The organism is Bradyrhizobium algeriense (assembly GCF_036924595.1).
Classification (GTDB): domain Bacteria; phylum Pseudomonadota; class Alphaproteobacteria; order Rhizobiales; family Xanthobacteraceae; genus Bradyrhizobium; species Bradyrhizobium algeriense.
Map to the genome: position 1 here is coordinate 256041 of NZ_JAZHRV010000001.1, position 19131 is coordinate 275171.

The 19131-nt window shown below is 63.3% G+C and carries 23 protein-coding genes and 1 pseudogene; 17 read left to right on the top strand and 7 right to left on the bottom strand.

Features of this window, described 5'->3' with window-relative positions; translation table 11 throughout:
- Positions 1-154 precede the first annotated feature (154 nt).
- From V1286_RS01245 to V1286_RS01255, 3 genes are read left to right on the top strand one after another with little or no spacing between them, the layout of a single operon-like run.
- Entirely contained in the window at positions 155-568 is a 414-nt protein-coding gene (locus tag V1286_RS01245) for a DoxX family protein (RefSeq protein WP_334477067.1), read from the top strand.
- A 28-nt stretch (positions 569-596) separates the two neighbouring features.
- Positions 597-1133 (top strand): SRPBCC family protein, encoded by a 537-nt coding sequence (locus V1286_RS01250; RefSeq protein ID WP_334477069.1) that lies wholly within the window; start codon positions 597-599, stop codon positions 1131-1133.
- Positions 1134-1170: 37 nt separating this feature from the next.
- A complete protein-coding gene (locus V1286_RS01255) occupies positions 1171-1584 on the top strand; it encodes a VOC family protein (protein WP_108514189.1) in 414 nt (137 codons plus the stop codon).
- A gap of 136 nt (positions 1585-1720) precedes the next feature.
- Here V1286_RS01255 and V1286_RS01260 read toward each other — a convergent pair whose 3' ends face one another.
- Complete coding sequence (locus tag V1286_RS01260) at positions 1721-2158, bottom strand: hypothetical protein (RefSeq protein ID WP_334477070.1); 438 nt, start codon at positions 2156-2158, stop codon at positions 1721-1723.
- 66 nt (positions 2159-2224) lie between these two features.
- Entirely contained in the window at positions 2225-3241 is a 1017-nt protein-coding gene (cobT, locus tag V1286_RS01265; RefSeq protein ID WP_334477071.1) for a nicotinate-nucleotide--dimethylbenzimidazole phosphoribosyltransferase, read from the bottom strand.
- Positions 3242-3301: 60 nt separating this feature from the next.
- On the opposite strand from cobT, the gene cobS reads away from it, so the two are divergent.
- The gene (cobS, locus tag V1286_RS01270; protein WP_334477073.1) at positions 3302-4060 is read left to right on the top strand and encodes an adenosylcobinamide-GDP ribazoletransferase; all 759 of its coding nucleotides are present in this window, start codon (positions 3302-3304) and stop codon (positions 4058-4060) included.
- Complete coding sequence (locus tag V1286_RS01275) at positions 4057-4635, top strand: histidine phosphatase family protein (protein ID WP_334477075.1); 579 nt, start codon at positions 4057-4059, stop codon at positions 4633-4635. The genes cobS and V1286_RS01275 overlap by 4 nt, the downstream gene beginning before the upstream one ends.
- 73 nt (positions 4636-4708) lie before the next feature.
- Here the strand turns inward: V1286_RS01275 and V1286_RS01280 are convergent, their stop codons facing one another.
- From V1286_RS01280 to V1286_RS01295, 4 genes are all read right to left on the bottom strand, one after another.
- Positions 4709-4999: a hypothetical protein gene (locus V1286_RS01280; RefSeq protein WP_334477076.1), complete on the bottom strand. Its 291-nt coding sequence runs from the start codon at positions 4997-4999 to the stop codon at positions 4709-4711.
- A gap of 280 nt (positions 5000-5279) precedes the next feature.
- Positions 5280-6068 carry an SDR family NAD(P)-dependent oxidoreductase gene (locus tag V1286_RS01285; RefSeq protein WP_334477078.1) on the bottom strand — a complete coding sequence of 263 codons (789 nt, stop codon included), beginning with the start codon at positions 6066-6068 and terminating at the stop codon, positions 5280-5282.
- 163 nt (positions 6069-6231) lie between these two features.
- Positions 6232-7908, bottom strand: coding sequence for a methyl-accepting chemotaxis protein (locus V1286_RS01290; protein ID WP_417021089.1), 1677 nt, complete (start codon positions 7906-7908; stop codon positions 6232-6234).
- A gap of 212 nt (positions 7909-8120) precedes the next feature.
- The gene (locus V1286_RS01295; protein ID WP_334477081.1) at positions 8121-8618 is read right to left on the bottom strand and encodes a winged helix-turn-helix transcriptional regulator; all 498 of its coding nucleotides are present in this window, start codon (positions 8616-8618) and stop codon (positions 8121-8123) included.
- Positions 8619-8730: 112 nt separating this feature from the next.
- Between V1286_RS01295 and V1286_RS01300 the strand changes: the two genes are divergently transcribed.
- The 11 genes and pseudogenes from V1286_RS01300 to coaA all read left to right on the top strand — a co-directional run bounded on the left by V1286_RS01300 (position 8731) and on the right by coaA (position 16621).
- The gene (locus V1286_RS01300; RefSeq protein WP_334477082.1) at positions 8731-9282 is read left to right on the top strand and encodes a dihydrofolate reductase family protein; all 552 of its coding nucleotides are present in this window, start codon (positions 8731-8733) and stop codon (positions 9280-9282) included.
- A gap of 62 nt (positions 9283-9344) precedes the next feature.
- On the top strand, positions 9345-9998 hold the full coding sequence (locus V1286_RS01305) for a glutathione S-transferase family protein (RefSeq protein ID WP_334477083.1): 654 nt from the start codon (positions 9345-9347) through the stop codon (positions 9996-9998).
- 13 nt (positions 9999-10011) lie between these two features.
- Entirely contained in the window at positions 10012-10386 is a 375-nt protein-coding gene (locus tag V1286_RS01310; protein WP_334477085.1) for a nuclear transport factor 2 family protein, read from the top strand.
- A 67-nt stretch (positions 10387-10453) separates the two neighbouring features.
- Positions 10454-11647, top strand: coding sequence for a serine hydrolase domain-containing protein (locus V1286_RS01315; protein WP_334477086.1), 1194 nt, complete (start codon positions 10454-10456; stop codon positions 11645-11647).
- Positions 11648-11775: 128 nt separating this feature from the next.
- Complete coding sequence (locus V1286_RS01320; protein WP_334477087.1) at positions 11776-12189, top strand: YciI family protein; 414 nt, start codon at positions 11776-11778, stop codon at positions 12187-12189.
- Between the two features lie 72 nt (positions 12190-12261).
- Complete coding sequence (locus V1286_RS01325) at positions 12262-12687, top strand: YciI family protein (protein WP_334477088.1); 426 nt, start codon at positions 12262-12264, stop codon at positions 12685-12687.
- 61 nt (positions 12688-12748) lie between these two features.
- The gene (locus V1286_RS01330) at positions 12749-13396 is read left to right on the top strand and encodes a glutathione S-transferase family protein (RefSeq protein ID WP_334477089.1); all 648 of its coding nucleotides are present in this window, start codon (positions 12749-12751) and stop codon (positions 13394-13396) included.
- Positions 13397-13487: 91 nt separating this feature from the next.
- Positions 13488-13853 (top strand): hypothetical protein, encoded by a 366-nt coding sequence (locus V1286_RS01335; protein ID WP_334477090.1) that lies wholly within the window; start codon positions 13488-13490, stop codon positions 13851-13853.
- Between the two features lie 114 nt (positions 13854-13967).
- The gene (locus V1286_RS01340) at positions 13968-14681 is read left to right on the top strand and encodes a TetR/AcrR family transcriptional regulator (RefSeq protein WP_334477091.1); all 714 of its coding nucleotides are present in this window, start codon (positions 13968-13970) and stop codon (positions 14679-14681) included.
- A gap of 108 nt (positions 14682-14789) precedes the next feature.
- A complete protein-coding gene (locus V1286_RS01345) occupies positions 14790-15275 on the top strand; it encodes a DUF2852 domain-containing protein (protein WP_334477092.1) in 486 nt (161 codons plus the stop codon).
- A gap of 389 nt (positions 15276-15664) precedes the next feature.
- Positions 15665-16621 (top strand): annotated as a pseudogene (coaA, locus tag V1286_RS01350) (type I pantothenate kinase).
- Positions 16622-16661: 40 nt separating this feature from the next.
- Here the strand turns inward: coaA and V1286_RS01355 are convergent.
- Entirely contained in the window at positions 16662-17585 is a 924-nt protein-coding gene (locus tag V1286_RS01355; RefSeq protein WP_334477093.1) for a LysR substrate-binding domain-containing protein, read from the bottom strand.
- Between the two features lie 105 nt (positions 17586-17690).
- Here V1286_RS01355 and V1286_RS01360 point away from each other — a divergent pair, with 105 nt between their 5' ends.
- Positions 17691-19076: an MFS transporter gene (locus tag V1286_RS01360; RefSeq protein ID WP_334477094.1), complete on the top strand. Its 1386-nt coding sequence runs from the start codon at positions 17691-17693 to the stop codon at positions 19074-19076.
- Positions 19077-19131 lie beyond the last annotated feature (55 nt).

The window sequence follows — 19131 nt, forward strand, 5'->3', positions numbered from 1 at the left end:
AGCTGACGCTCATTCGATCCACCTTCTCCCACAAGGGGAGAAGGGAAGAAGGCCGAACGCCACAAAAAAAATTCACTCCCTCTGTCGGCTTCCGCCTCCCGTCGTTCGTCTTGAATTCGAGCAGCCATTCAAGACGACACGACAGGAGCAAGCCATGACAACGATCACCGAGACTACGCCAGTCCCAAATCCCGCGCGCTGGACCGGCCGCATCCTCAGCGCACTCGTCATCGTGTTCCTGATGTTCGACGGCGCCATCAAGCTGGTGCCGTGGCCGATCGTCACCGAAACCATGGACAGGATGGGCTATGGTTCGAGCGAGACGATGGCGCGCAGTCTCGGCCTCATCACCATCGTCTGCACCGTGCTCTATTCGATTCCGCCGACCTCGATCCTCGGTGCGATCCTGCTCACCGGCTATCTCGGCGGCGCCATGGCCTCGCATGTACGGATCGGCAGTCCTCTGTTCACGCACACGCTGTTCGGACTCTATCTAGGCCTGATGGTATGGGGCGGGCTGTGGCTGCGCGACCGGAATTTGCAAACCTTGATCCCGTTCCGCCGTTGATCAGCGGCAACATCTTGTGGAGCCAGACATGTCTGAAGTTCTTGTCATCATCGCTGTCATATTGGCGATCGCCATCGCCGCGGTCCTTATTCTCGCTGCGACCAAGCCGGGCACGCTGCGCGTGCAGCGCTCGACCAGCATCAAGGCGCCGCCGGAAGGGATCTTTCCGCTGATCTCCGACTTTCATCAGTGGCTGAGCTGGTCGCCCTACGAGCAGAAGGATCCGGCGATGAAGCGCACCTATAGCGGCGCGGAGCGCGGCAAGGGCGCGGTCTATGCCTGGGCCGGCGACAAGAATGTCGGTTCCGGCCGCATGGAAATTCTGGAAGCCTCCGCGCCGCAAAAGATCGTCATCAAGCTCGATTTCTTCACGCCGTTCGAAGGCCACAACACCGCCGAGTTCACAATGCTGCCGCAGGGCGATGGCACCCATGTCACATGGCTGATGCATGGTCCCGCGAATTTCATGTCCAGGCTGATTCAGGTGTTCATGAATCTGGACAGCATGATCGGAAAGGATTTCGAAGCCGGTCTTGCCAATTTGAAGAAGCTCACCGAGAAATAACTCGTCACTCGAATTCCAGTTACCCAAGGAGACCGCGATGCAAGTCAATCCCTATCTGTTCTACAACGGCAATTGCGAGGAAGCGCTAAAATACTATCAGAAGGCGCTGGGTGCGCAGATCGAGGCAATGATGCCGTACGGTGACGGTCCCGCCGACATGCCGATGCCGCCGGACTGGAAGACCAAGATCATGCATGCCCGCATCACCGTCGACGGCGAGGTGTTGATGGCGTCCGACGCCACGCCCGGCGATTACCATCAGCCGCAGGGCATCTCCGTCGCACTCGCGGTCGAGGATCCCGCGGACGCCGAGCGTCGGTTCAACGCGCTCGCCGAGGGCGGCACGGTGCGGATGCCGTTCGGCAAGACCTTCTTCTCCAACGGCTTTGGCATGTGCGTCGACAAGTTCGGCATTCCCTGGATGGTGAACTGCCCGAAGGAAGACATGTGATGCGAGACAAGGGTGGGCAAAGCGACTTGTCTGCCGTAGCTCAGCGAGCGAAGGCGGAAGCGTGCCCACCATTTTCGGGCGAGCTAGAAATGGTGGGCACGGCGCCAAGGGGCGCCTTTGCCCGCCCTACGAAGCCCTACTTGCACCGCGGATAGATTGCGGCGAGTTCGCGCCCACGCAACAGCAGCAGCCGCGACGTCAATCCGCCGCGGCGGCCGATCCAGTCCCGCACCGGCGCCGGATAGGCTGCCTCCACATCCCGCGAGGCTTCCGGTTCGGCGTAAATTCGCCCGCGGCCGTCGATCGACCGTGCGGCGTGAAAGCCGAGCACCGCACGGCGCGTCACGCAGATGCGCTCAGTCGGCACCATCATCAGCACCAGTGTGCACGCCGACAGGCATGGCCCGTCGATTACGACCCGCTCGCCGGAGGCGTTCACGCGATCGAACAGCGCGATAAACGGGCCGACCTGTCCGCCCGGGCTCGCGAGAATGCGAACCTCGGCCCGCGCAGGGGCGATCGCCGCGAACAGCGCGGCGGCGACAACGACTACCTTGACGACCGCTGTTCGCATGCGCGGCTCCTCCGTCAGCATTGTCTGCCCTGAGGCAGTTACGCAGACATATGTGGCAAGGTTTCGTCAATCCCCCGCGCCGGAGACGCCAGCCTCCGTGAATGTCGCCATCCCAGCATGGCAAGCCAGCGCGGCGCGTGCCAGCAGGATCGCAACGCCCGCACCGGACGCCTCGCCGAGCCGCATGTCGAGGTCGAGCAGCGGAAGCAGCCTCATTTCGCGCAAGAGGTCGCGGTGGCCGGATTCGGCCGAGACGTGCCCGGCGCGGCAATGATCGAGCGCGGATGCATCGAGACGCGCGAGCGGCAGCACCGCCGCTGTTGCCACGAAACCGTCGAGCAGCACCGGAACGTTATGTTGCCTTGCGGCGAGCCCGGCGCCGGCGATCGCCGCGAGTTCGCGGCCGCCGAGCGCTGCCGCCACCGCCAGCGGATCGCCCAAAATGCCGCGATGGAAATTCAGCGCGGTCTCGATCGCCGCGCGCTTGCGCGCCAGCCCGTCATCGTCGACGCCGGTGCCGCGGCCGGCCCAGCGCGCCGCGCCGCCGCCGAGCAAGGCCGCACACAGCATTGCCGCCGCCGTCGTGTTCGCGATGCCCATCTCGCCGACCGCCAGCAGATCGCAATCGTCAGGCACGGTGCGATATCCGGCGTCGACCGCTTCGAGATATTCCTCCGGGCTCATCGCCGCCGCTTCGGTGAAATCGTGCGTGGGACGTTCGAGTTCGATCGGCACCACGCAGAGCTCGGCGGCAGCCGCTTTTGCGATCTGGTTGATGGCCGCGCCTCCCGCGGCAAAATTCGCCACCATCTGCGCGGTGACGGCCTGCGGATAGGCCGAGACGCCGCGCGAAGCGACGCCGTGATTGCCGACGAACACGGCAATGGTGACGCGCTCCAGTCGCGGCTTCTCGCGGCCCTGCCATTGCGCCAGCCATATCGCGAGTTCTTCGAGACGGCCGAGGCTGCCCGGCGGCTTTGTCAGATTCTGTTGGCGGTGTGCGGCCATGTCAGCGAATCGCTGGTCGCCGCCGGGCAGGTCGCGACAGAAGGCGCGGATGTCGTCTAGACTGGCGAACTGCATGCGATTCTCTCGGGACGTCGGGGCGGGGCCGCACGCTAAAACGATTCTCCGGACACCTCCATGAATGAATGGTTCGACGATTTCAAAACCGCCGTCGCGTTCCTGACGCGGCTGCCGATGCCGCATCCCGATGGCGCTATCCCTGCGAATTTCGTGCGCGCGCACCGGATGTTCCCGGTGGTCGGCGCGCTGATCGGCGCCGTCGTGGGATTGCTGTGTCTCGGCCTGCGATCCGTCGGCGTGCCTGATTTGGCCGCCGCCGCGTTGGCCCTGGGCGCAAGCGCCATCATGACAGGCGCGCTGCATGAGGATGGCCTTGCCGACGTTGCTGACGGATTCGGAGGCGGCCGCAATCTCGAATCGAAGTTGGAGATCATGCGCGACAGCCGGCTCGGCACCTATGGCGCCATGATCCTGCTGGTGAGTTTTGCCGCAAAACTGTCGGCGCTGGCGGCGGTCCCGGACGGCTATGTCATCCCGAGCCTGATCGCCGCGCACGCGCTGGGGCGCGGCATCTTGCCTGCGATGTCGCTGAACCTGCCTTATGCGCGCAAGGATGGGCTGGCCCGCAATGCCGGCCAGCCCGATGCGGCGACGGCGGCCATCGCCGGCGGGCTGGCGCTGCTGATCGCGCTGTTGTCGTTGTCATGGAGCAACGGGTTCTACGCGGCGGCGATGGCGGGCCTGAGCGGGCTCGGCATCGCGTGGCTGGCGCTGCGGCAGGTCGGCGGCCAGACCGGCGACGTGCTCGGCGGCGCCGAGCAAGTGGCCGAGACCGCGATCCTTGTCCTGCTCGCCGCACGGTTGGCGCAGCCGTGAATGCCCAGACAAATCTCTGGCTGATCCGCCACGCGCCGGTCGACGGACCGCGCGGGGTGATTCACGGACCCGACGCGCCGGCCGACCTTTCCGATGCTACGGCCTTTGCCGCGCTGATGGCAAGATTGCCGGGAGGCGCATTTGCGGTGTGCAGTCCGGCGCGCCGCACGCGGGAGACGGCCGAGAGACTGGGTCTTGTTGCAGTCGAACAGGCGGCCTTTCGCGAACAGGATTTTGGTGCGTGGACCGGACGGCGTCACAACGAACTCGAACGCGAACTCGGCCCGGCCTATCGCGAATTCTGGAAATCGGCTGCGAGCAATCGGCCGCCCGGCGGTGAAAGTTTTGTCGACCAGATCGCGCGCGCCGGCGCTGGGCTTGCGGCTCTCCCCGCGGGCGATGCAATCCTCGTCGTGCATTCCGGCACCATCCGCGCCGTGCTCGCCATCGCGCTCGATCTCGTGCCCGAGCAGGCGCTGCGCTTCGTGGTCGATCCTCTGTCGCTGACGCGGATCGATCGGCTCGAGGAAGGTTGGCGCGTGGTTGCGGTCAACCAGCGCTCGAAAGACCAATAGCGTTTTCAAGCGGACAAATGCGATTTTTTGCAATGTCCGCCGCCAAATATGCAGGCGTGTGGTCGCGGACCGCTCAGGCCGCCCGGTTCTTGATGGCGCCGACGATCGCGGTGAGAACGGCGCCGGCGACGCCGCCGCCGGCGATCTGGCCGACGATGCTGCCGATATCGGGCGTCGAGGCGCTATTGGCCAGCAGTGGAATCAGCATGCCCAGAAGCTGCCCTCCGGCACCACCGCCGATGGCGCCCGCGATGGTGTTTCCAACCATGCCGAGATCGATGTTCTTGGCAGCGCTCCCTGCGACATTGCCGCCGATGGCGCCGCTGACGATCTGGATGATCAGGTTGATGAGTATTCCCGACATGACACGACACTCCCGCGATCCGGTGTGAAGTTTTTTCCATGGGCAGGGCGCCGGACCATCGCCGGCACAACCTAAGCGTTTGCGACGTGAAGGTCACGCTGCGCCAGCGAAGGGCGCTTTGGCATTTCGAGTGAAGCGGATTCCGGTTCGCATGGAGAAAACGCGTCAAATCAAGAACCTGGAGCTTCGGTTCTGATTCAATCGGAACCGGTTATGCATCAGCATTTTTTGTTTGCCGCGTTTCCGTCGCCCCACTCACGGGGAGCGGGAAGAAGCAGGCTTACCCGTTCCGCCGCGCGCCGCGCAGCGTCGGCAGACCGATGCCGGCGGCATCGAAACCGCCGTCGACGGCGAGGACCTGCCCGGTGATGTAGCTCGAACGATCGCTGCACAGGAAGAAGATCGCTTCCGCCAGTTCCTCCTCGAGGCCGTACCGATTCAGCGGAATGGCGTCGTGATAGTCGGCGCGGATTTCCGGCGTGTGGACCTGCTTTGCCATCGCGGTTTCGACCGGGCCGGGCGCTACCGCATTGACGCGGATGCCGAGCGAAGCCAGTTCGACCGCGAGCTGCTTTGTCAGATGTGCCAGCCCGGCTTTGCTGGTACCGTAGGCCGAGCGCAGCGTGGAGGCGCGCACCGCCGAGATCGAGGTGATGTTGACGATCGCGCCGCCGCCATGTTCGCGCATCAGGGGCGCCGCCGCCTTGGTGCAGATAAACGGCCCGGTGAGGTTGACTTGCAGGATGCGGCTCCAGTCTTCATCCGAGGTGTCGAGCAGAGGTGCGAACACCGCGATGCCGGCATTGTTGACCAGCGCGTCGAGGCGGCCGAAGCACTCGCTCACCGTCGCCATGGCGTTCGCCACCGCGCCCGCATCGGAAACATCGCAATGCAGCGCCAGCGTGTTGTCAGCGTTCGCAAGGTCAGCGACCGCGCCGCGCAGCAATTCGCCCTCGATGTCGAGCATCGCCACCCGCCAGCCCTCGGCGAGAAAGCGTTTGGCCGTCGCCAGCCCGATCCCGCGCGCGGCGCCGGTGACGAGAGCAACTTTTTGCGGGGAGGGGGGCATGGGCGCGTCCGTTTGCGAGCGATGAATTTCCCGCCCGTATAACCCATGCCCCGTTCCGTGTCCTGCCCTGCGGTGCAGTGAAATTCAATGCAGATTCGGGCAGGCCCAATGCGATACAGGAAACGTCCCCTATCGGGTCAATGCGCCTGCCGATGGCGAAGCGTTACCGCTGCGAGATCGCCTTCGCTTCCGCGGCGGCGCGCTGCATGCTGGAGGACATCTCGCTGGTGACGGTGCTTTGTTCCTCGACCGCGGCTGCGGTGGCCGTGACATATTCGCTGACGCCCTGGATCGCCTGCCTGATGCTGTCGAGCGCGCCGACGACGTCGCCGGAGATGCCGTTGAGATTTCCGATCTCCGCCCCGATCTTGTCGGTCGCCTGCTTGGCCTGGGTGGCGAGGTTCTTGACCTCGGAAGCCACCACGGCAAAGCCACGCCCGGCCTCGCCGGCACGTGCCGATTCGATCGTCGCATTCAGCGCCAACAGGTTGATCTGGCCGGTGATGTTGCCGATCAGTTCCACGATGCCGCTCATGGCCTGCGCCGCTTCGTTCAGGCGCTTGGCCTGGGCGTCGGCCGCCTCGACCCGCCCGACCGCGGTCGCCGCCGTCTCGCGCGACTTGGTCATGGCTTCGGAGATTTCCCGAACCGAGGCGTTCAGTTCCTCCGCGCCCGCTGCAACCGTTTCCATCATGCCACGCACGCGCTCGTTGCCCATGCGCACCAGCACCTGCGCGGTGGTGTCGGTGGCGTATTTGACGACCTTGAAAGGCTTGCCGTTGAGATCGAGGATCGGATTGTAGGACGCCTGGATCCAGACTTCCTTAGCCCCCTTGCCGATCCGCTTGTATTCGGCGGCCTGATATTCGCCGCGGTTGAGCGCCGCCCAGAATTCACGATAGGCCGCGCCCTCGCGCTCGGACGGATCGACGAACATGCTGTGGTGCCGGCCGCGGATCTCGTCCAGCATGTAGCCGACCGTCCTGAGGAAGTTCTGGTTGGCGCCGATGATGGTGCCGTCCATCTTGAATTCGATCACGGCCTGCGACTTGCCGATGGCTGCGATCTGGCCGGCGAGGTCGGCGGTCGAAAGTTTCTGGCTGGTGATGTCGGTGGCGAACTTCACCACCCGGAACGGCTTGCCCTTCTCGTCGAGCACCGGGTTGTAGGAAGCGAGGATCCAGACTTCCTTACCGCCCTTGCCGATCCGCTTGTACTCGGCCGACTGGGTTTCGCCGCGGTTAAGCTTTGCCCAGAACTCGCGATAGGCCGCGCTGTTGCGCTCGGCCTGTTCGACGAACATGCTGTGATGCTTGCCCTGGATTTCGGCGAGCGTGTAGCCGAGTGCCTTCAGGAAGTTTTCATTGGCGGTGACGATGGTGCCGTCCATCTCGAACGCAATGACCGCCTGCGCGCGGCTGATTGCGGCGATCTGGCTGGCATCCTCCATGCTCTTGATCTTGCGCGCGGTAATGTCAGTCGCAAACTTCACCACCTTGATGGGCTTGCCGCCGCCGTCGAGCACCGGGTTGTAGGTCGCCTGGATCCAGACTTCCTTGGCCCCCTTGCCGATCCGCTTGTATTCGGCGGCCTGGTATTCGCCGCGCCTGAGCGCCGCCCAGAAGTCACGATAGGCCGCGCCGTCGCGCTCCGACGGATCGACGAACATGCTGTGATGCTTGCCCTGGATTTCGCCGAGCGAGTAGCCGAGGGCTTTGAGGAAATTGTCGTTGGCGGTGAGGATGGTGCCGTCCATGCCGAACTCGATCACGGCCTGTGAGCGCCCGAGCGCATCAGCCAGCGCCTTGTCTGCAGAGGAGTTCTTGAGAAGCTGAAACACGGAAAGCCTCATCCGGATCGAGGTGAAATAATGAGGCTGTCGACCAAACGCTTTCGAGCCTCGCTGCCAGGGGCCACGTTTGACCAAAGGAAAAAAGAATGCGTTAACGCTGTTCTCCGTAATATGCCGGATAGCATCGCAAGATAACGCGGACCTTAAGGATATATCTGCGCATGCCGCCCGCTGCGCGAGCAGGGCGGGCGCGATTCGGGCTACCTTCCGTTCACGACGCTTTCGTAAGCCGCCTGCAAGCGTTCGCCGACTGACGGGCCGGTTCGCTTGCGCCGCTTCACGCCGAGATGGCTCTCGCGCAACTCATCCATGAATTCGGCCCACAGTTTCGGTCCGCCCTCGCTGAGCAGCCGCGCGCGGATGCCGAGCTCCTCGCTGACGGGAAGATATTTGTAACCCCAGGCCGCCATCTGCGCGAGAACCGGCAGCAGCTCGATGCCCTGTTCGGTCAGCGAATAGATTCCCTTCTGCTTGTGCGTGGGATCGTCCTGGCGGGTGATGATCTTTTCGTCGAGCAGGGTCTTCAGCCGGTCGGCGAGGATATTGGAGGAGATGCCTTCCTCGGACTTCGTTAGCAGCTCGCGAAAATGCCGCCGGTTGCCGAACATCATGTCGCGGATGATGAGCAGGCTCCATTTATCGCCGAGCACTTCCAGCGAGAGATTGATCGGGCAGCCCGAGCGGCTGATGTCGGTCATGTTCGGTTCCATACAGGCGGGCAAGGCGGCCCCAAAAAACTGCTTGCAATATTGCACCGGTTGTCTCAGGATACAACCAGTTGCAAACTGCAATCGGTTTAAGGAGGAAATGATGGCCAAGTTGATCATGTGGAACCTGATGACGCTGGATGGCTTCGTCGAAGGCCCGAACCGCGACATCTCCTGGCATTCCGACGTCTGGGGCGAGGAACTGGAGCAATTGTCGATCGAGCAGTTGACCGCCGCCGGCGGACTGCTGTTCGGCCGGGTCACCTACGAACTGATGGCCAATCACTGGCCGAGCGCGACCGGCGAAGTCGCCGATTTCATGAATGCCGCGCCGAAATACGTATTCTCCCGCACGGTGAAGAAATCCGATTGGAACAATACGCAGATGTTCGGCGCTGACGTACCCGCGACCGTCGCCCGCCTGAAACGCGACAGCGCCAAGGATATTTTTCTGTTCGGCAGCGCCGATCTCGCTGCCAGCCTGATCCCGCACGGACTGATCGACGAGTTCCGGATCGCCGTGACCCCGATCATCCTTGGCGGTGGAACGCCGCTGTTCAAGCCGGGCGAGAAGGTCAGGCTGAAGCTGGTCGACAGCCGGCCATTGTCGACCGGCATCGTGATCCTGCGCTACGTGCCGGCCGCGGCAAAATAATCTTTGGCCCAGATGTCGGCGCGCGCGAATGCGGGCCGTCTTGTTACACCGGGAGTTTTTCGATGTCGCTCACCCTGCATTTCCACCCGCTGGCCTCGTACTGCTGGAAGGCGCTGATCGCGCTGTACGAGAACGATACGCCGTTCACGCCGAACCTGGTCGATCTCGGCAATCCCGCCGAGCGCGCCGCGCTGGTGAAGCTGTGGGGAATAGGAAAATTTCCGGTGCTGCGTGACGATGCGCGCAACGAGACCGTGCCGGAGTCCAGCATCATCGTCGAATATCTCGACAGGAACTACCGCGGCCGAACGCGGTTCATTCCCGACGATGCCGGCCGCGCCCTGCAGACGCGGCTGCGCGACCGCTTCTACGATCTCTATGTGCATCTGCCGATGCAGAAGATCATGATCGACCGGTTGAGGCCCGTAGACAAGACGGATCCGCACGGTGTTGAAGAGGCGAGGGCGCAACTACGGACCTCCTACGCCATGATCGAGCAGCAGATGGCACGTGGCGGCTGGGCGATGGGCGACGATTTCACCCTCGCCGATTGCGCTGCGGCGCCGTCGCTGTTCTACGGCAACATGGCCGAGCCGTTCGGCGGAATGCACACGAATCTCGCGGCCTATCTCGAGCGGTTGAAGGCGCGTCCCTCATTCGTGCGCGTGCTGAAAGAGGCCGAGCCCTATTTCCAGATGGTGCCCAAGGAGCGCTAAGAAGGAGCGTTGAATGGTTCACGCAAGCAAGGCAGAGACGATCCGCCGGATCTTCGCAGCCTATCTCGCCAACGATCGCGCGTTCGTCGAGAACGCATTCAGCGAGGATTTCCGCTTCACCAGCCCCTACGACGACAATATCGACAAGCCGGCCTATTTCGAGCGGTGCTGGAAGAACAGCGACTGGATCGAACGGCACGAGCTGGAGCGGATTTTCGTCGAAGGCGATGAAGCCTTTGTCACCTACCGCTGCGTCGCCAAGGGCGGCAGGAGCTTTCGCAATACCGAGTTTTTCGGCTTCGAGGGCGACAAGGTGAAGCGCATCGACGTTTATTTCGGTGCCGCCTACCAGAATGGCGCGTTCGTCAAACAGCAGCCGTCGGCCTGACCGGATTGTCGGTTTGGCGCACGCCTCCTGCGTCAGATACCGCATTTGAAAAGGGAAGGAACGAAGAATGAGCGACGCTCTCTCGCGGCCGCGCCTCGCGCGCATGCATAATGTCATGGCCGGCCATGTCGCCAGCGGCGATATGCCGGGCCTGGTGACGCTGGTCAGCCGCCGTGGCGAAATTCACGTCGATGCCATTGGAAAAATGGCAATCGGCGGCGCGCCGGTGCAGCGCAACACCATCTTCCGCATCGCCTCCATGACCAAGCCGGTCACGGCGGTTGCCGCAATGATCCTGGTCGAGGAATGCAAGTTGCGGCTCGATGACCCCGTCGATCCCTTTCTGCCTGAACTGGCCGGCCGCGAGGTGCTGCGCGCCGTCGATGGGCCGCTCGATGATACCGTGACCGCCCGCCGCGCGATCACGCTGCGCGATCTCCTGACGTTCCGACTTGGTCTCGGCATGCTGATGGTGTTTCCCGATCGCTATCCAATCCAGAAGGCGATCGCCGAAGCCGGCTTTGCGCCGGGGCCGGTATTCCCTTCGTTTCCGCCGGATGAATTGATGCGGCGCTACGGCACGCTGCCGCTGATCTATCAGCCGGGCGAACGCTGGCTCTACAACAGCGGCACCGACATTCTCTCCGTGCTGATCGCGCGCGCGGCGGGCGTGACATTTGCTAAATTTCTTGAAGATCGCATCTTCGCGCCGCTCGGCATGAAGGATACCGGCTTTTACGTGCCCGAAGCCAGTCGCGCGCGTTTCGCGACCGCCTATGCGCGGGACCCCGCAACCAGCGAATTGAAGGTGTTCGATGATCCCGCCACCGGCAAATGGGCAAAACCGCCGGTGTTCGAGAACGGCAGCGCCGGACTTGTATCGACCGCCGATGATTTCAATGCCTTTGCGCAGATGATGTTGAACGGCGGAAGGTTAGGCAGCGAGCGCATCCTGTCGCGGCCGTCGGTCGAACTGATGACGGCCGATCAGCTCACGCCCGCGCAGAAGCAGGGCTCCGAGCTTTTCTTCGGCGACGTCAAGGGTTGGGGCTTTGGGCTCTCTGTGTACACCGGGCGAGACGATCTCTGCAGCGTGCCGGGCCGCTTCGGCTGGTTCGGCGGCTACGGAACCTCGTGGTATTCCGACCCCCGGGAGAGTTTCACCGGCATTCTGTTGACGCAGCGGATGATGGAATCGCCGCAACCGCCGCGTGTGATGAGCGACTTCTGGACCTCCGCCTATCAGGCGATCGGCGATTGATGGCCGGCGGTCAAATTAGATCCAAATTAATTTCCACTGACATGTCGGGGGCGTAAAAGCCCGCTCGTCTTGTTGACGAAGGCCGACGGGATGGTAGCCGGCCCAAGAAGATCAACCGGAGAATAGCGATGCGATTCATGGTGATTGTGAAGGCCAGCAAGGATACGGAAGCCGGTGTGATGCCGAGCACGGAACTGCTCACCGCGATGGGCAAGTTCAACGAGGAGCTGGTGAAGGCCGGCGTGATGGAGGCGGGCGAGGGCCTGCATCCGACCTCGAAGGGCGCACGGATCAAGTATGGCAGCGGGCAGGGCGGCGTCAGCCGCGGGCCGTTCGCTTTCTCGGGCGATCTCGTCGCCGGCTTCTGGCTGATCAACACCAAATCGCTGGATGAAGCGATCGACTGGATGAAGCGCGCGCCGTTCCTCGATGGCGACGAGATCGAGATCCGCCAGGTGTTTGCCGCGGAAGATTTCGGCGAAGCGCTCACCCCCGAACTGCGCGAGCAGGAAGAGCGGCTGCGCGCCTCCGCGAAGAAATAACTCTCCTCGTCATTTCGGGTCTGGTCCCTCGGACCATCCCGGAATGACGCCAAACAACAAAGGACACCCACCATGCGCTTCATGATGCTGATGATCCCCCTGGGCTATGAGACCGCGCCGCCGGACGTCCAGCTCGATCCCGAACGGGTCAAGGCGATGATGAAATACAACGAGGCGCTCAAGGACGCCGGCGTACTGATCGCGCTCGATGGGCTGCATCCGCCTTCGATGGGCGCACGGGTTTCCTTCGCCACCGGCAAGCCTGTCGTCACCGACGGCCCCTTCACCGAGGCCAAGGAAGTGCTCGGCGGCTACTGGATGATCAACGTGAAGTCGCGCGAGGAGGCGATCGCCTGGGCCAAGAAATGCCCGGCCTCCGAGAACGAGATCATCGAAATCCGCCAGGTGCAGGAGATATCCGATTTCTCCGAAGAGGTGCAGCAGGCAGCCAAAGGCTTTGACGAGTTGCAGAAGGGAAATGCGCACAAGGCGCGGTGAGTTTGCCTTGACAGCTTGCCAGCCTCGCAGCCGATGATTCTGGCCAAGGAGGAGCCTCACGATGACCATCACCATTACCGCCTTTGAACGGTCACCCGATGGCGGCAAGGGACTGGCGCGTGATACGCGCGTCCGCTGGGCGCTGGAGGAAGTGGGCCAACCTTACGAGGTTCGTCTTGTTTCGTTTGGGGCGATGAAGGAACCCGCACATCTGGCGCTTCATCCTTTCGGGCAGATTCCGACCTTTGAGGAAGGCGATCTCGGCTTGTTCGAGACGGGCGCGATCGTGTTCCACATCGCGGAGCGCCATGCGGGCCTGTGGCCGGACGATGCGAATGCAAGGGCGCGCGCGATCACATGGATGTTCGCCGCGCTCAGCACAGTGGAGCCGCCGATCCTTGAACTCGTAACCGCCAGGATCCTTGAGGGCGACAAGTCCTGGACCGCGCAACGCATGCCTCTCGTCGAGGATCGCGTCCGTGACCGGTTGGGGCAACTTTCCCGTCGCCTTGGCGGTGTCGACTGGCTCGATGGCGCGTTCAGCGCGGGCGACCTGATGATGGTGTCGGTGCTGCTCAGGTTGAAAGCGTCGGGTTTGCTGGACGAATATCCGAACCTCTCCGCCTATGTGGCCCGCGGCGAAGCGCGGCCCGCCTACAAGCGTGCCTTCGACGCTCAATTGGCGGTCAACAAGCCACCGGCCGGCTGATTGAGGTCCGCTCGAAGCCGACATCCGAGAGTTTATGGGTCCTGACCCTACGCCTATCGCGATCCGTCAACCGCAAAAGAGGAGAAACCTCATGAGCACCAACGATACGTTCCTCGCTGTCTTTCTCGGCAGCAAGACCAGTGCGAAAATGGCGGCCTGGAATGCGCTGCCCGAGGCTGAGCGGCGCGCCAAGGAGGCGCAGGGAATCGCGGCGTGGAAGGCTTGGGTCGACAAGCACCAGGCGGCGATCGCCGCCATGGGAGGCCCGCTGGGCAAGACCAAGAAAGTCGATGCAAACGGTATTGCCGACATCGCCAACGAGATGGGCGCCTTCGCGGTGGTGCGCGCCGGCTCACATGAGGCCGCCGCGAAACTGTTCGAGAACCACCCGCACTTTGCGATCTTTCCCGGCGAGCGCGTTGAGATCATGCCGGTCCTCCCGATCCCGGGCGGTTAGACCCGGGCGGCTCGGAGCGCCCGGTCGCGCCGCACGCCGTTAATCTTGATGAACGCCAGTTAACGGCCTCAAAATAAGTGACCTTTTCACCCGGCTCATGTAAAAGCCTTTCACATGAGCTGGCGAAAGGACCAAGGCCGCAGCGAGCGCGGCTACCACCACGGCAATCTGAAAGAGGCGCTGCTGCAGGCGGCGCTCGGCCTGATTGCCGAAAAAGGCGCGGCCGGCTTCACCTTCGCCGACGCGGCGCGGATGGCCGGCGTCAGCCCCGCCGCGCCCTACCGCCATTTCCGCGATCGCGATGAATTGCTGTCCTCGATCGCCCAGCGCGGTTTTGAGCAGTTCGAGGCGCTGCTGACCCAGGCCTGGGACGACGGCCGGCCGGACACGGTCACGGCGTTTGAGCGGGTAGGGAAGGCCTATCTGGCGTTTGCGCGCAACGAGCCCGCATTCTACTCGGCGATGTTCGAATCCGGCCTTCCGGTCGATGCAAACCCTACATTGATGGCTGCGAGCGAGCGCGCCTTCGCCATCATCCGCGCCGCCGCCGAACGGCTTGCTGCGCTGGCGCCGCCCGGCATGCCGCGGCCGCCGGCGATGATGATGGCGCTGCACATCTGGTCGATGTCGCATGGCGTGGCCTCGCTGTTCGGCCGCGGCGATGCGGCGCGGCGCAAGCTGCCTATGTCGCCGGAAGAACTCCTGGAAGCCGAAGTGCTGATCTATCTGCGCGGCCTCGGCTTCCCGACCGAGCGCCGGCCGGAATCCAGACCGCCGGGTCCGCCGCCAGTGCCGCCCGCCGGTGGTCCCTGGGGAACCCCCAAATAATTTTTCGAAGGTGCGGCCAGCCGCCCGCTTGACAAAAATTCTGGATGGTTTAGGTATGTAAATGTTATTTACATTCACAATGGCGTGATCGCCGTCATGGAGAGGGAAATGGCCTACACCGCAGATGTCAATCGATGGCGCGGCCCGACGGAAGAGAACTATCGCCCGCATATGCTTGAGAGCCCCTGGCACCCCGGCTGGATCGCGGTGACCATCCTAGGCTTCATCATCTGGTGGCCGATCGGCCTTGCCCTCCTCTTTTTCACACTAGGGAGCAGAAAAATGGGTTGCTGGAGCAACGGAGATCGCTGGCAGAACAAGATGGAGCGGATGCAGTACAAGATGGACCGGATGCGTAACCGCATGGAGAGCCGCGGCTTTGGCGGCTTCGGCTTCGGCCCGCCGACCAGCGGCAACCGCGCCTTCGACGAGTACCGCATGGAAACCCTGCGCCGGCTCGAGGAAGAGCAGGTCGAGTTCAAGAATTTCCTCGATCGCCTGCGTCACGCCAAGGACAAGGAAGAGTTCGACCAGTTCATGGCGCAGCACAAGACGCGTCCGACCCCGCCGAACGACCAGCCGCAGCAGGGCTGAAGCATAGCGTTTTCAAGCGAAGTGGATACCGGTTCGCGTGAAGAAAACGCGTCAAAAGTAAAGCGCGCGTCGCGAGTGAGAGTTCAGCCTCAGGCGTGATGCCCCCATGATGCCTGATGGCGATACAACCGCCCATCTGCGAGAGCAGGTGGGCGGTTTGTTTTTAAACACCTGGCGTTCTCGGGAAGCAGCCCGGTCCGGCTTCCGCTGTGACCCGAAACCGACATGCCGCAGCCGTCGCTTCATGCCTGGCCCTGAGGGAAGGAACGGGCATCCTCCAGCTACGCAAGAGGCGCGCTTTCGACCCCGATGCGAACGATCGAGGCTGACAAGCGTCATCGCGGCGGATAAGTTTCTCCACGGGTATGCGCCCTTTGAGAGACGGCGACATGGATATCCGTGCTCCCGACCAGAGATATAATCCTTACCGCATCTTTTCGCGAGAGCAGTGGGCCGCGCTGCGCAACGACACGCCGATGACGCTGGAGCCCGGCGAATTCTCGCAGCTGCGTTCGATGCATGACCGCCTCGACCTCAAGGAGGTCGAGGAAATCTATCTGCCGCTCTCGCGCCTGTTGTCGATCTATGTCGATGCCGCGCAGCGGCTTTATTACGCTCAGCGTCAGTTTCTCGGCATCCGCGACCGCAAAGTGCCCTACATCATCGGTATCGCCGGCTCGGCTGCAGTGGGTAAGTCGAGCACCGCGCGTGTCCTGCAGGCGCTGCTCGCACGATGGTCGCCGCGGCCCAAAGTCGATCTGGTAACAACCGATGGCTTTCTCTTTCCCAAAGCGGTGCTGGAGCGCGAAGGGCTGATGCAGAAGAAGGGATTTCCGGAGAGCTACGATCGGGCGCGGTTGTTGTCGTTCCTGAGCGACGTCAAGGCCGGACGAAGCCCGGTGCGGGCGCCGGTCTATTCGCATTTGACCTACGATATCGTTCCGAACCAGTGACAGGAGGTCGACCAGCCCGATATCCTTATTGTCGAGGGCGTGAATGTCCTGCAGACCGCCCCGTTGCCGCACCACGGCAGGGCAGTGCCCGTCGTCTCCGACTTTTTCGACTTCTCCGTTTACATCGACGCGGACGTGTCGGTGCTGCGCGATTGGTATGTGAAGCGCTTTCTGACCTTCCGCGACACCGCGTTCCACGATCCAAGGTCCTATTTCCACCGCTATTCGCTGCTGTCGGACGATGAAGCGATCGCCACCGCAACGGCGATCTGGGAGCGCACAAATTTCGCCAATCTCGAGGAAAACATCCTGCCGACGCGGCCGCGCGCGACGCTGATCCTCACTAAGGGTGCCGATCACGTCATCGAGACGGTGGCGCTGCGACGGCTTTAGCGCTGAGCGTACTTGAGCGAAAGTCGGCGGTGACGCTCCTTCATCGAAGAGAAGTTTTCGCCGCTTCCTTTGCAATCCAGGCGACGAACAGTGCGACCCGCTTGTCGTTGGCGAGCGCCGCGGGCCAGCGGATGATATGCGCTTTGCTGGACGCCATATCCCGGCTTGACGATACGACGCGGCAAAGTCGTCGCTCCGCGAGGGCATCGTGAACCAGCAGTGACCGGCCCACAACGACGCCGCTGCCCTGCAAGGCCGCAGCGATTGCCGTTCCGAGATTGTCGAAGCGAAGCCCGGCCGGAACGGGAGCCGTGATTCCGAGCCGCTCGAACCAGACCGGCCACGACCACTCCGCGCCATCGTTGCGGCCAACGTAACTCTTGTGCAGGATCGGCAAGGTGCCGAGCGCGCCGGGATCCTTCAAGGGCCGCCCGCGTGGCAGAAGCGACGGGATGGCGACCGGGAAAACCATCTCGTCGAATAGCAGGCGTTGGGTCGAGGTGGCGCGCGCGCCGGCCTTGGGCAGCCACCGGATCTGCACGTCGAGATCAAGGGCGCGCGCCTGCACATCGCTTTCGATGATGAAGAGTTCGATCGCCACATTTGGATGGGCGGACGCAAACGCCGGCAGACGCCTGACCAGCCAATAGTCCGCAAGGGCGGAGCCGAGCCCGATCTTGAGCGTCGCCGGCTGCACCGTTGCGCGCGAGCGGGCGCGTAGCTCCGCCATCTCATCGAGCATCCGCCCCAACCCCTCGGCCAAGGTCATGCCGGCCGGCGTCGGCAACAGACCGACCCCCGTGCGGTTCAACAACGGCGCGCCGACAAAGGCCTCGAGCTTTTTCAGCCGGTGGCTGATCGCGCTCTGCGTGAGCCCCAACTCACCGGCCGCGAGCGTCATGCTGCGATGACGCAACGCCGCGTCGAACGCGATCAGACCATCAAAAGGGGGAAGGGCACGCATATTGAAGCACTATGAAGGAGATTCATGCCGATGTGAACAATTGGCGTTGGCACATGGCGGCGGCTCAAGACACCAGTAGTCACCACACAGCTCCGAGACCGCCTGATGACACCGCCGACGAACAAGCCCGACAGCGACAATGCTCAGCCCACACCATCCATGGCGCCGGCGCTGCTTCTCGGGATGGCGGCATTCCTCGCCAACTTTGACGTGACGGCGGTGGTCATCGCCTTGCCGGCGGTCGCACGTCAGCTCGGGTTCGGCGTGGCTGGATATGCCTGGGTCATGGACGCCTACAGTCTGGCGTTCACAGGCGCTTTGCTCTTTGCGGGAGCGTTGGCGGATCGGTATGGGCGGCGGCGGGCGATGCTCGCCGGCAACGGCATTTTTGCGCTCGCGTCGTTGGCGTGCGGGATGGCCTGGGACGGACCGAGCTTATGGGCTGCCCGCGCCCTGCAGGGCGTTGGCGCAGCATTCCTCGTGACCGGCGGCTTCGCGCTGATCGCAACGGTCTATGTGCAAGCGCAGGCGCGCACGCGCGCATTCGCCTGGCTCGGCGTCATGTCCGGCATCGCCATGTCTCTCGGTCCGACCATCGGCGGTCTTGTCTCATCGTGGATCGGTTGGCGCTGGATCTTCCTGATCAACTTGCCGGCCTGCGCCTTGATCGCGTGGGGTGTGCCGCGGCTGGTCGCGGAAGCGCGCGAGGCGGTGCCCAGGCCGCTCGACTTCGTGGGTGTCATGCTGCTCACCGCTGCGCTCGCTGTGCTGGTGGAGGCGCTGCTGCTTGGCCGCACCTCAACCCTGCATTTGGCCGGCGGGCTCGCGCTGAGTGCGTTGCTGCTAGCTATATTCGCGATCCAGCAGCGGCGCCTCGACAAGCCGATCCTCGATCCCGGCGTGTTCGCTCAGCGGGCCATGATCGGGATTGCGATACTGCTGTTCGCGGTGTCGATCGGCTATTGGGCGGTGCTGGTCTATTTGCCGCTGTTCTTCGCCACCGCCTTCGGCTGGTCTTCGGAGGTGGCCGGGCTTGCGCTCCTGACGGCCACGCTGCCGATGCTGTTCCTGCCGCCGTTGGGCGGCTGGCTTATCGGCCGGGCAGGATGGCGGCTGCATTTCGCCCTGGCCCTTGCGTTCGTGGCAGCCGGCAATGTCGCCATTGTGATCGCGCTCATGTCGGGCGGCGCAGTACCGCCGATGATTCCGATCTTCTGCGGCATGGTCGCCATCGGGGTTGGCGTGGCGCTCGCGCACCCGCAACTGTCCGGCGCAGCCGTCGCGCTGGTGCCTCCCGATCAAGCAGGCATGGCATCTGCCGTGACAGTCGTCATGCGCCAGGCCGGCTTCGCGGTCGGTATCGCAGTTCTCGGCGCGGTGCTCCATGCCGAGGGATCGGCGATCAGTTATGTCTGGCTGTTTTCGGTAGCCGCGATTGCATCGGTAGCCGGACTGGTCGCGGCGCTCGCCTTGCTGCCCGCGCAAAAGTAGCAGCGCCAGGCGGGCGGCACGTTTTGAACTGTATCTCTGGCATTGTTCCAGGGCC

Bases quoted from the DNA above. Each gene is read 5' to 3' on its own strand.
- V1286_RS01255 (WP_108514189.1), top strand. From the start codon at position 1,171: ATGCAAGTCAATCCCTATCTGTTCTACAACGGCAATTGCGAGGAAGCG.
- V1286_RS01300 (WP_334477082.1), top strand. From the start codon at position 8,731: ATGGCCAAGTTGATCATGTGGAACCTGATGACGCTGGATGGCTTCGTC.
- V1286_RS01335 (WP_334477090.1), top strand. From the start codon at position 13,488: ATGAGCACCAACGATACGTTCCTCGCTGTCTTTCTCGGCAGCAAGACC.
- V1286_RS01285 (WP_334477078.1), bottom strand. From the start codon at position 6,068: ATGCCCCCCTCCCCGCAAAAAGTTGCTCTCGTCACCGGCGCCGCGCGC.
- V1286_RS01325 (WP_334477088.1), top strand. From the start codon at position 12,262: ATGCGCTTCATGATGCTGATGATCCCCCTGGGCTATGAGACCGCGCCG.
- V1286_RS01360 (WP_334477094.1), top strand. From the start codon at position 17,691: ATGACACCGCCGACGAACAAGCCCGACAGCGACAATGCTCAGCCCACA.
- V1286_RS01315 (WP_334477086.1), top strand. From the start codon at position 10,454: ATGAGCGACGCTCTCTCGCGGCCGCGCCTCGCGCGCATGCATAATGTC.
- V1286_RS01260 (WP_334477070.1), bottom strand. From the start codon at position 2,158: ATGCGAACAGCGGTCGTCAAGGTAGTCGTTGTCGCCGCCGCGCTGTTC.
- V1286_RS01310 (WP_334477085.1), top strand. From the start codon at position 10,012: ATGGTTCACGCAAGCAAGGCAGAGACGATCCGCCGGATCTTCGCAGCC.
- cobT (WP_334477071.1), bottom strand. From the start codon at position 3,241: ATGCAGTTCGCCAGTCTAGACGACATCCGCGCCTTCTGTCGCGACCTG.
- cobS (WP_334477073.1), top strand. From the start codon at position 3,302: ATGAATGAATGGTTCGACGATTTCAAAACCGCCGTCGCGTTCCTGACG.
- V1286_RS01320 (WP_334477087.1), top strand. From the start codon at position 11,776: ATGCGATTCATGGTGATTGTGAAGGCCAGCAAGGATACGGAAGCCGGT.
- V1286_RS01355 (WP_334477093.1), bottom strand. From the start codon at position 17,585: ATGCGTGCCCTTCCCCCTTTTGATGGTCTGATCGCGTTCGACGCGGCG.
- V1286_RS01345 (WP_334477092.1), top strand. From the start codon at position 14,790: ATGGCCTACACCGCAGATGTCAATCGATGGCGCGGCCCGACGGAAGAG.
- V1286_RS01305 (WP_334477083.1), top strand. From the start codon at position 9,345: ATGTCGCTCACCCTGCATTTCCACCCGCTGGCCTCGTACTGCTGGAAG.
- V1286_RS01250 (WP_334477069.1), top strand. From the start codon at position 597: ATGTCTGAAGTTCTTGTCATCATCGCTGTCATATTGGCGATCGCCATC.
- V1286_RS01330 (WP_334477089.1), top strand. From the start codon at position 12,749: ATGACCATCACCATTACCGCCTTTGAACGGTCACCCGATGGCGGCAAG.
- V1286_RS01245 (WP_334477067.1), top strand. From the start codon at position 155: ATGACAACGATCACCGAGACTACGCCAGTCCCAAATCCCGCGCGCTGG.
- V1286_RS01340 (WP_334477091.1), top strand. From the start codon at position 13,968: ATGAGCTGGCGAAAGGACCAAGGCCGCAGCGAGCGCGGCTACCACCAC.
- V1286_RS01280 (WP_334477076.1), bottom strand. From the start codon at position 4,999: ATGTCGGGAATACTCATCAACCTGATCATCCAGATCGTCAGCGGCGCC.
- V1286_RS01295 (WP_334477081.1), bottom strand. From the start codon at position 8,618: ATGACCGACATCAGCCGCTCGGGCTGCCCGATCAATCTCTCGCTGGAA.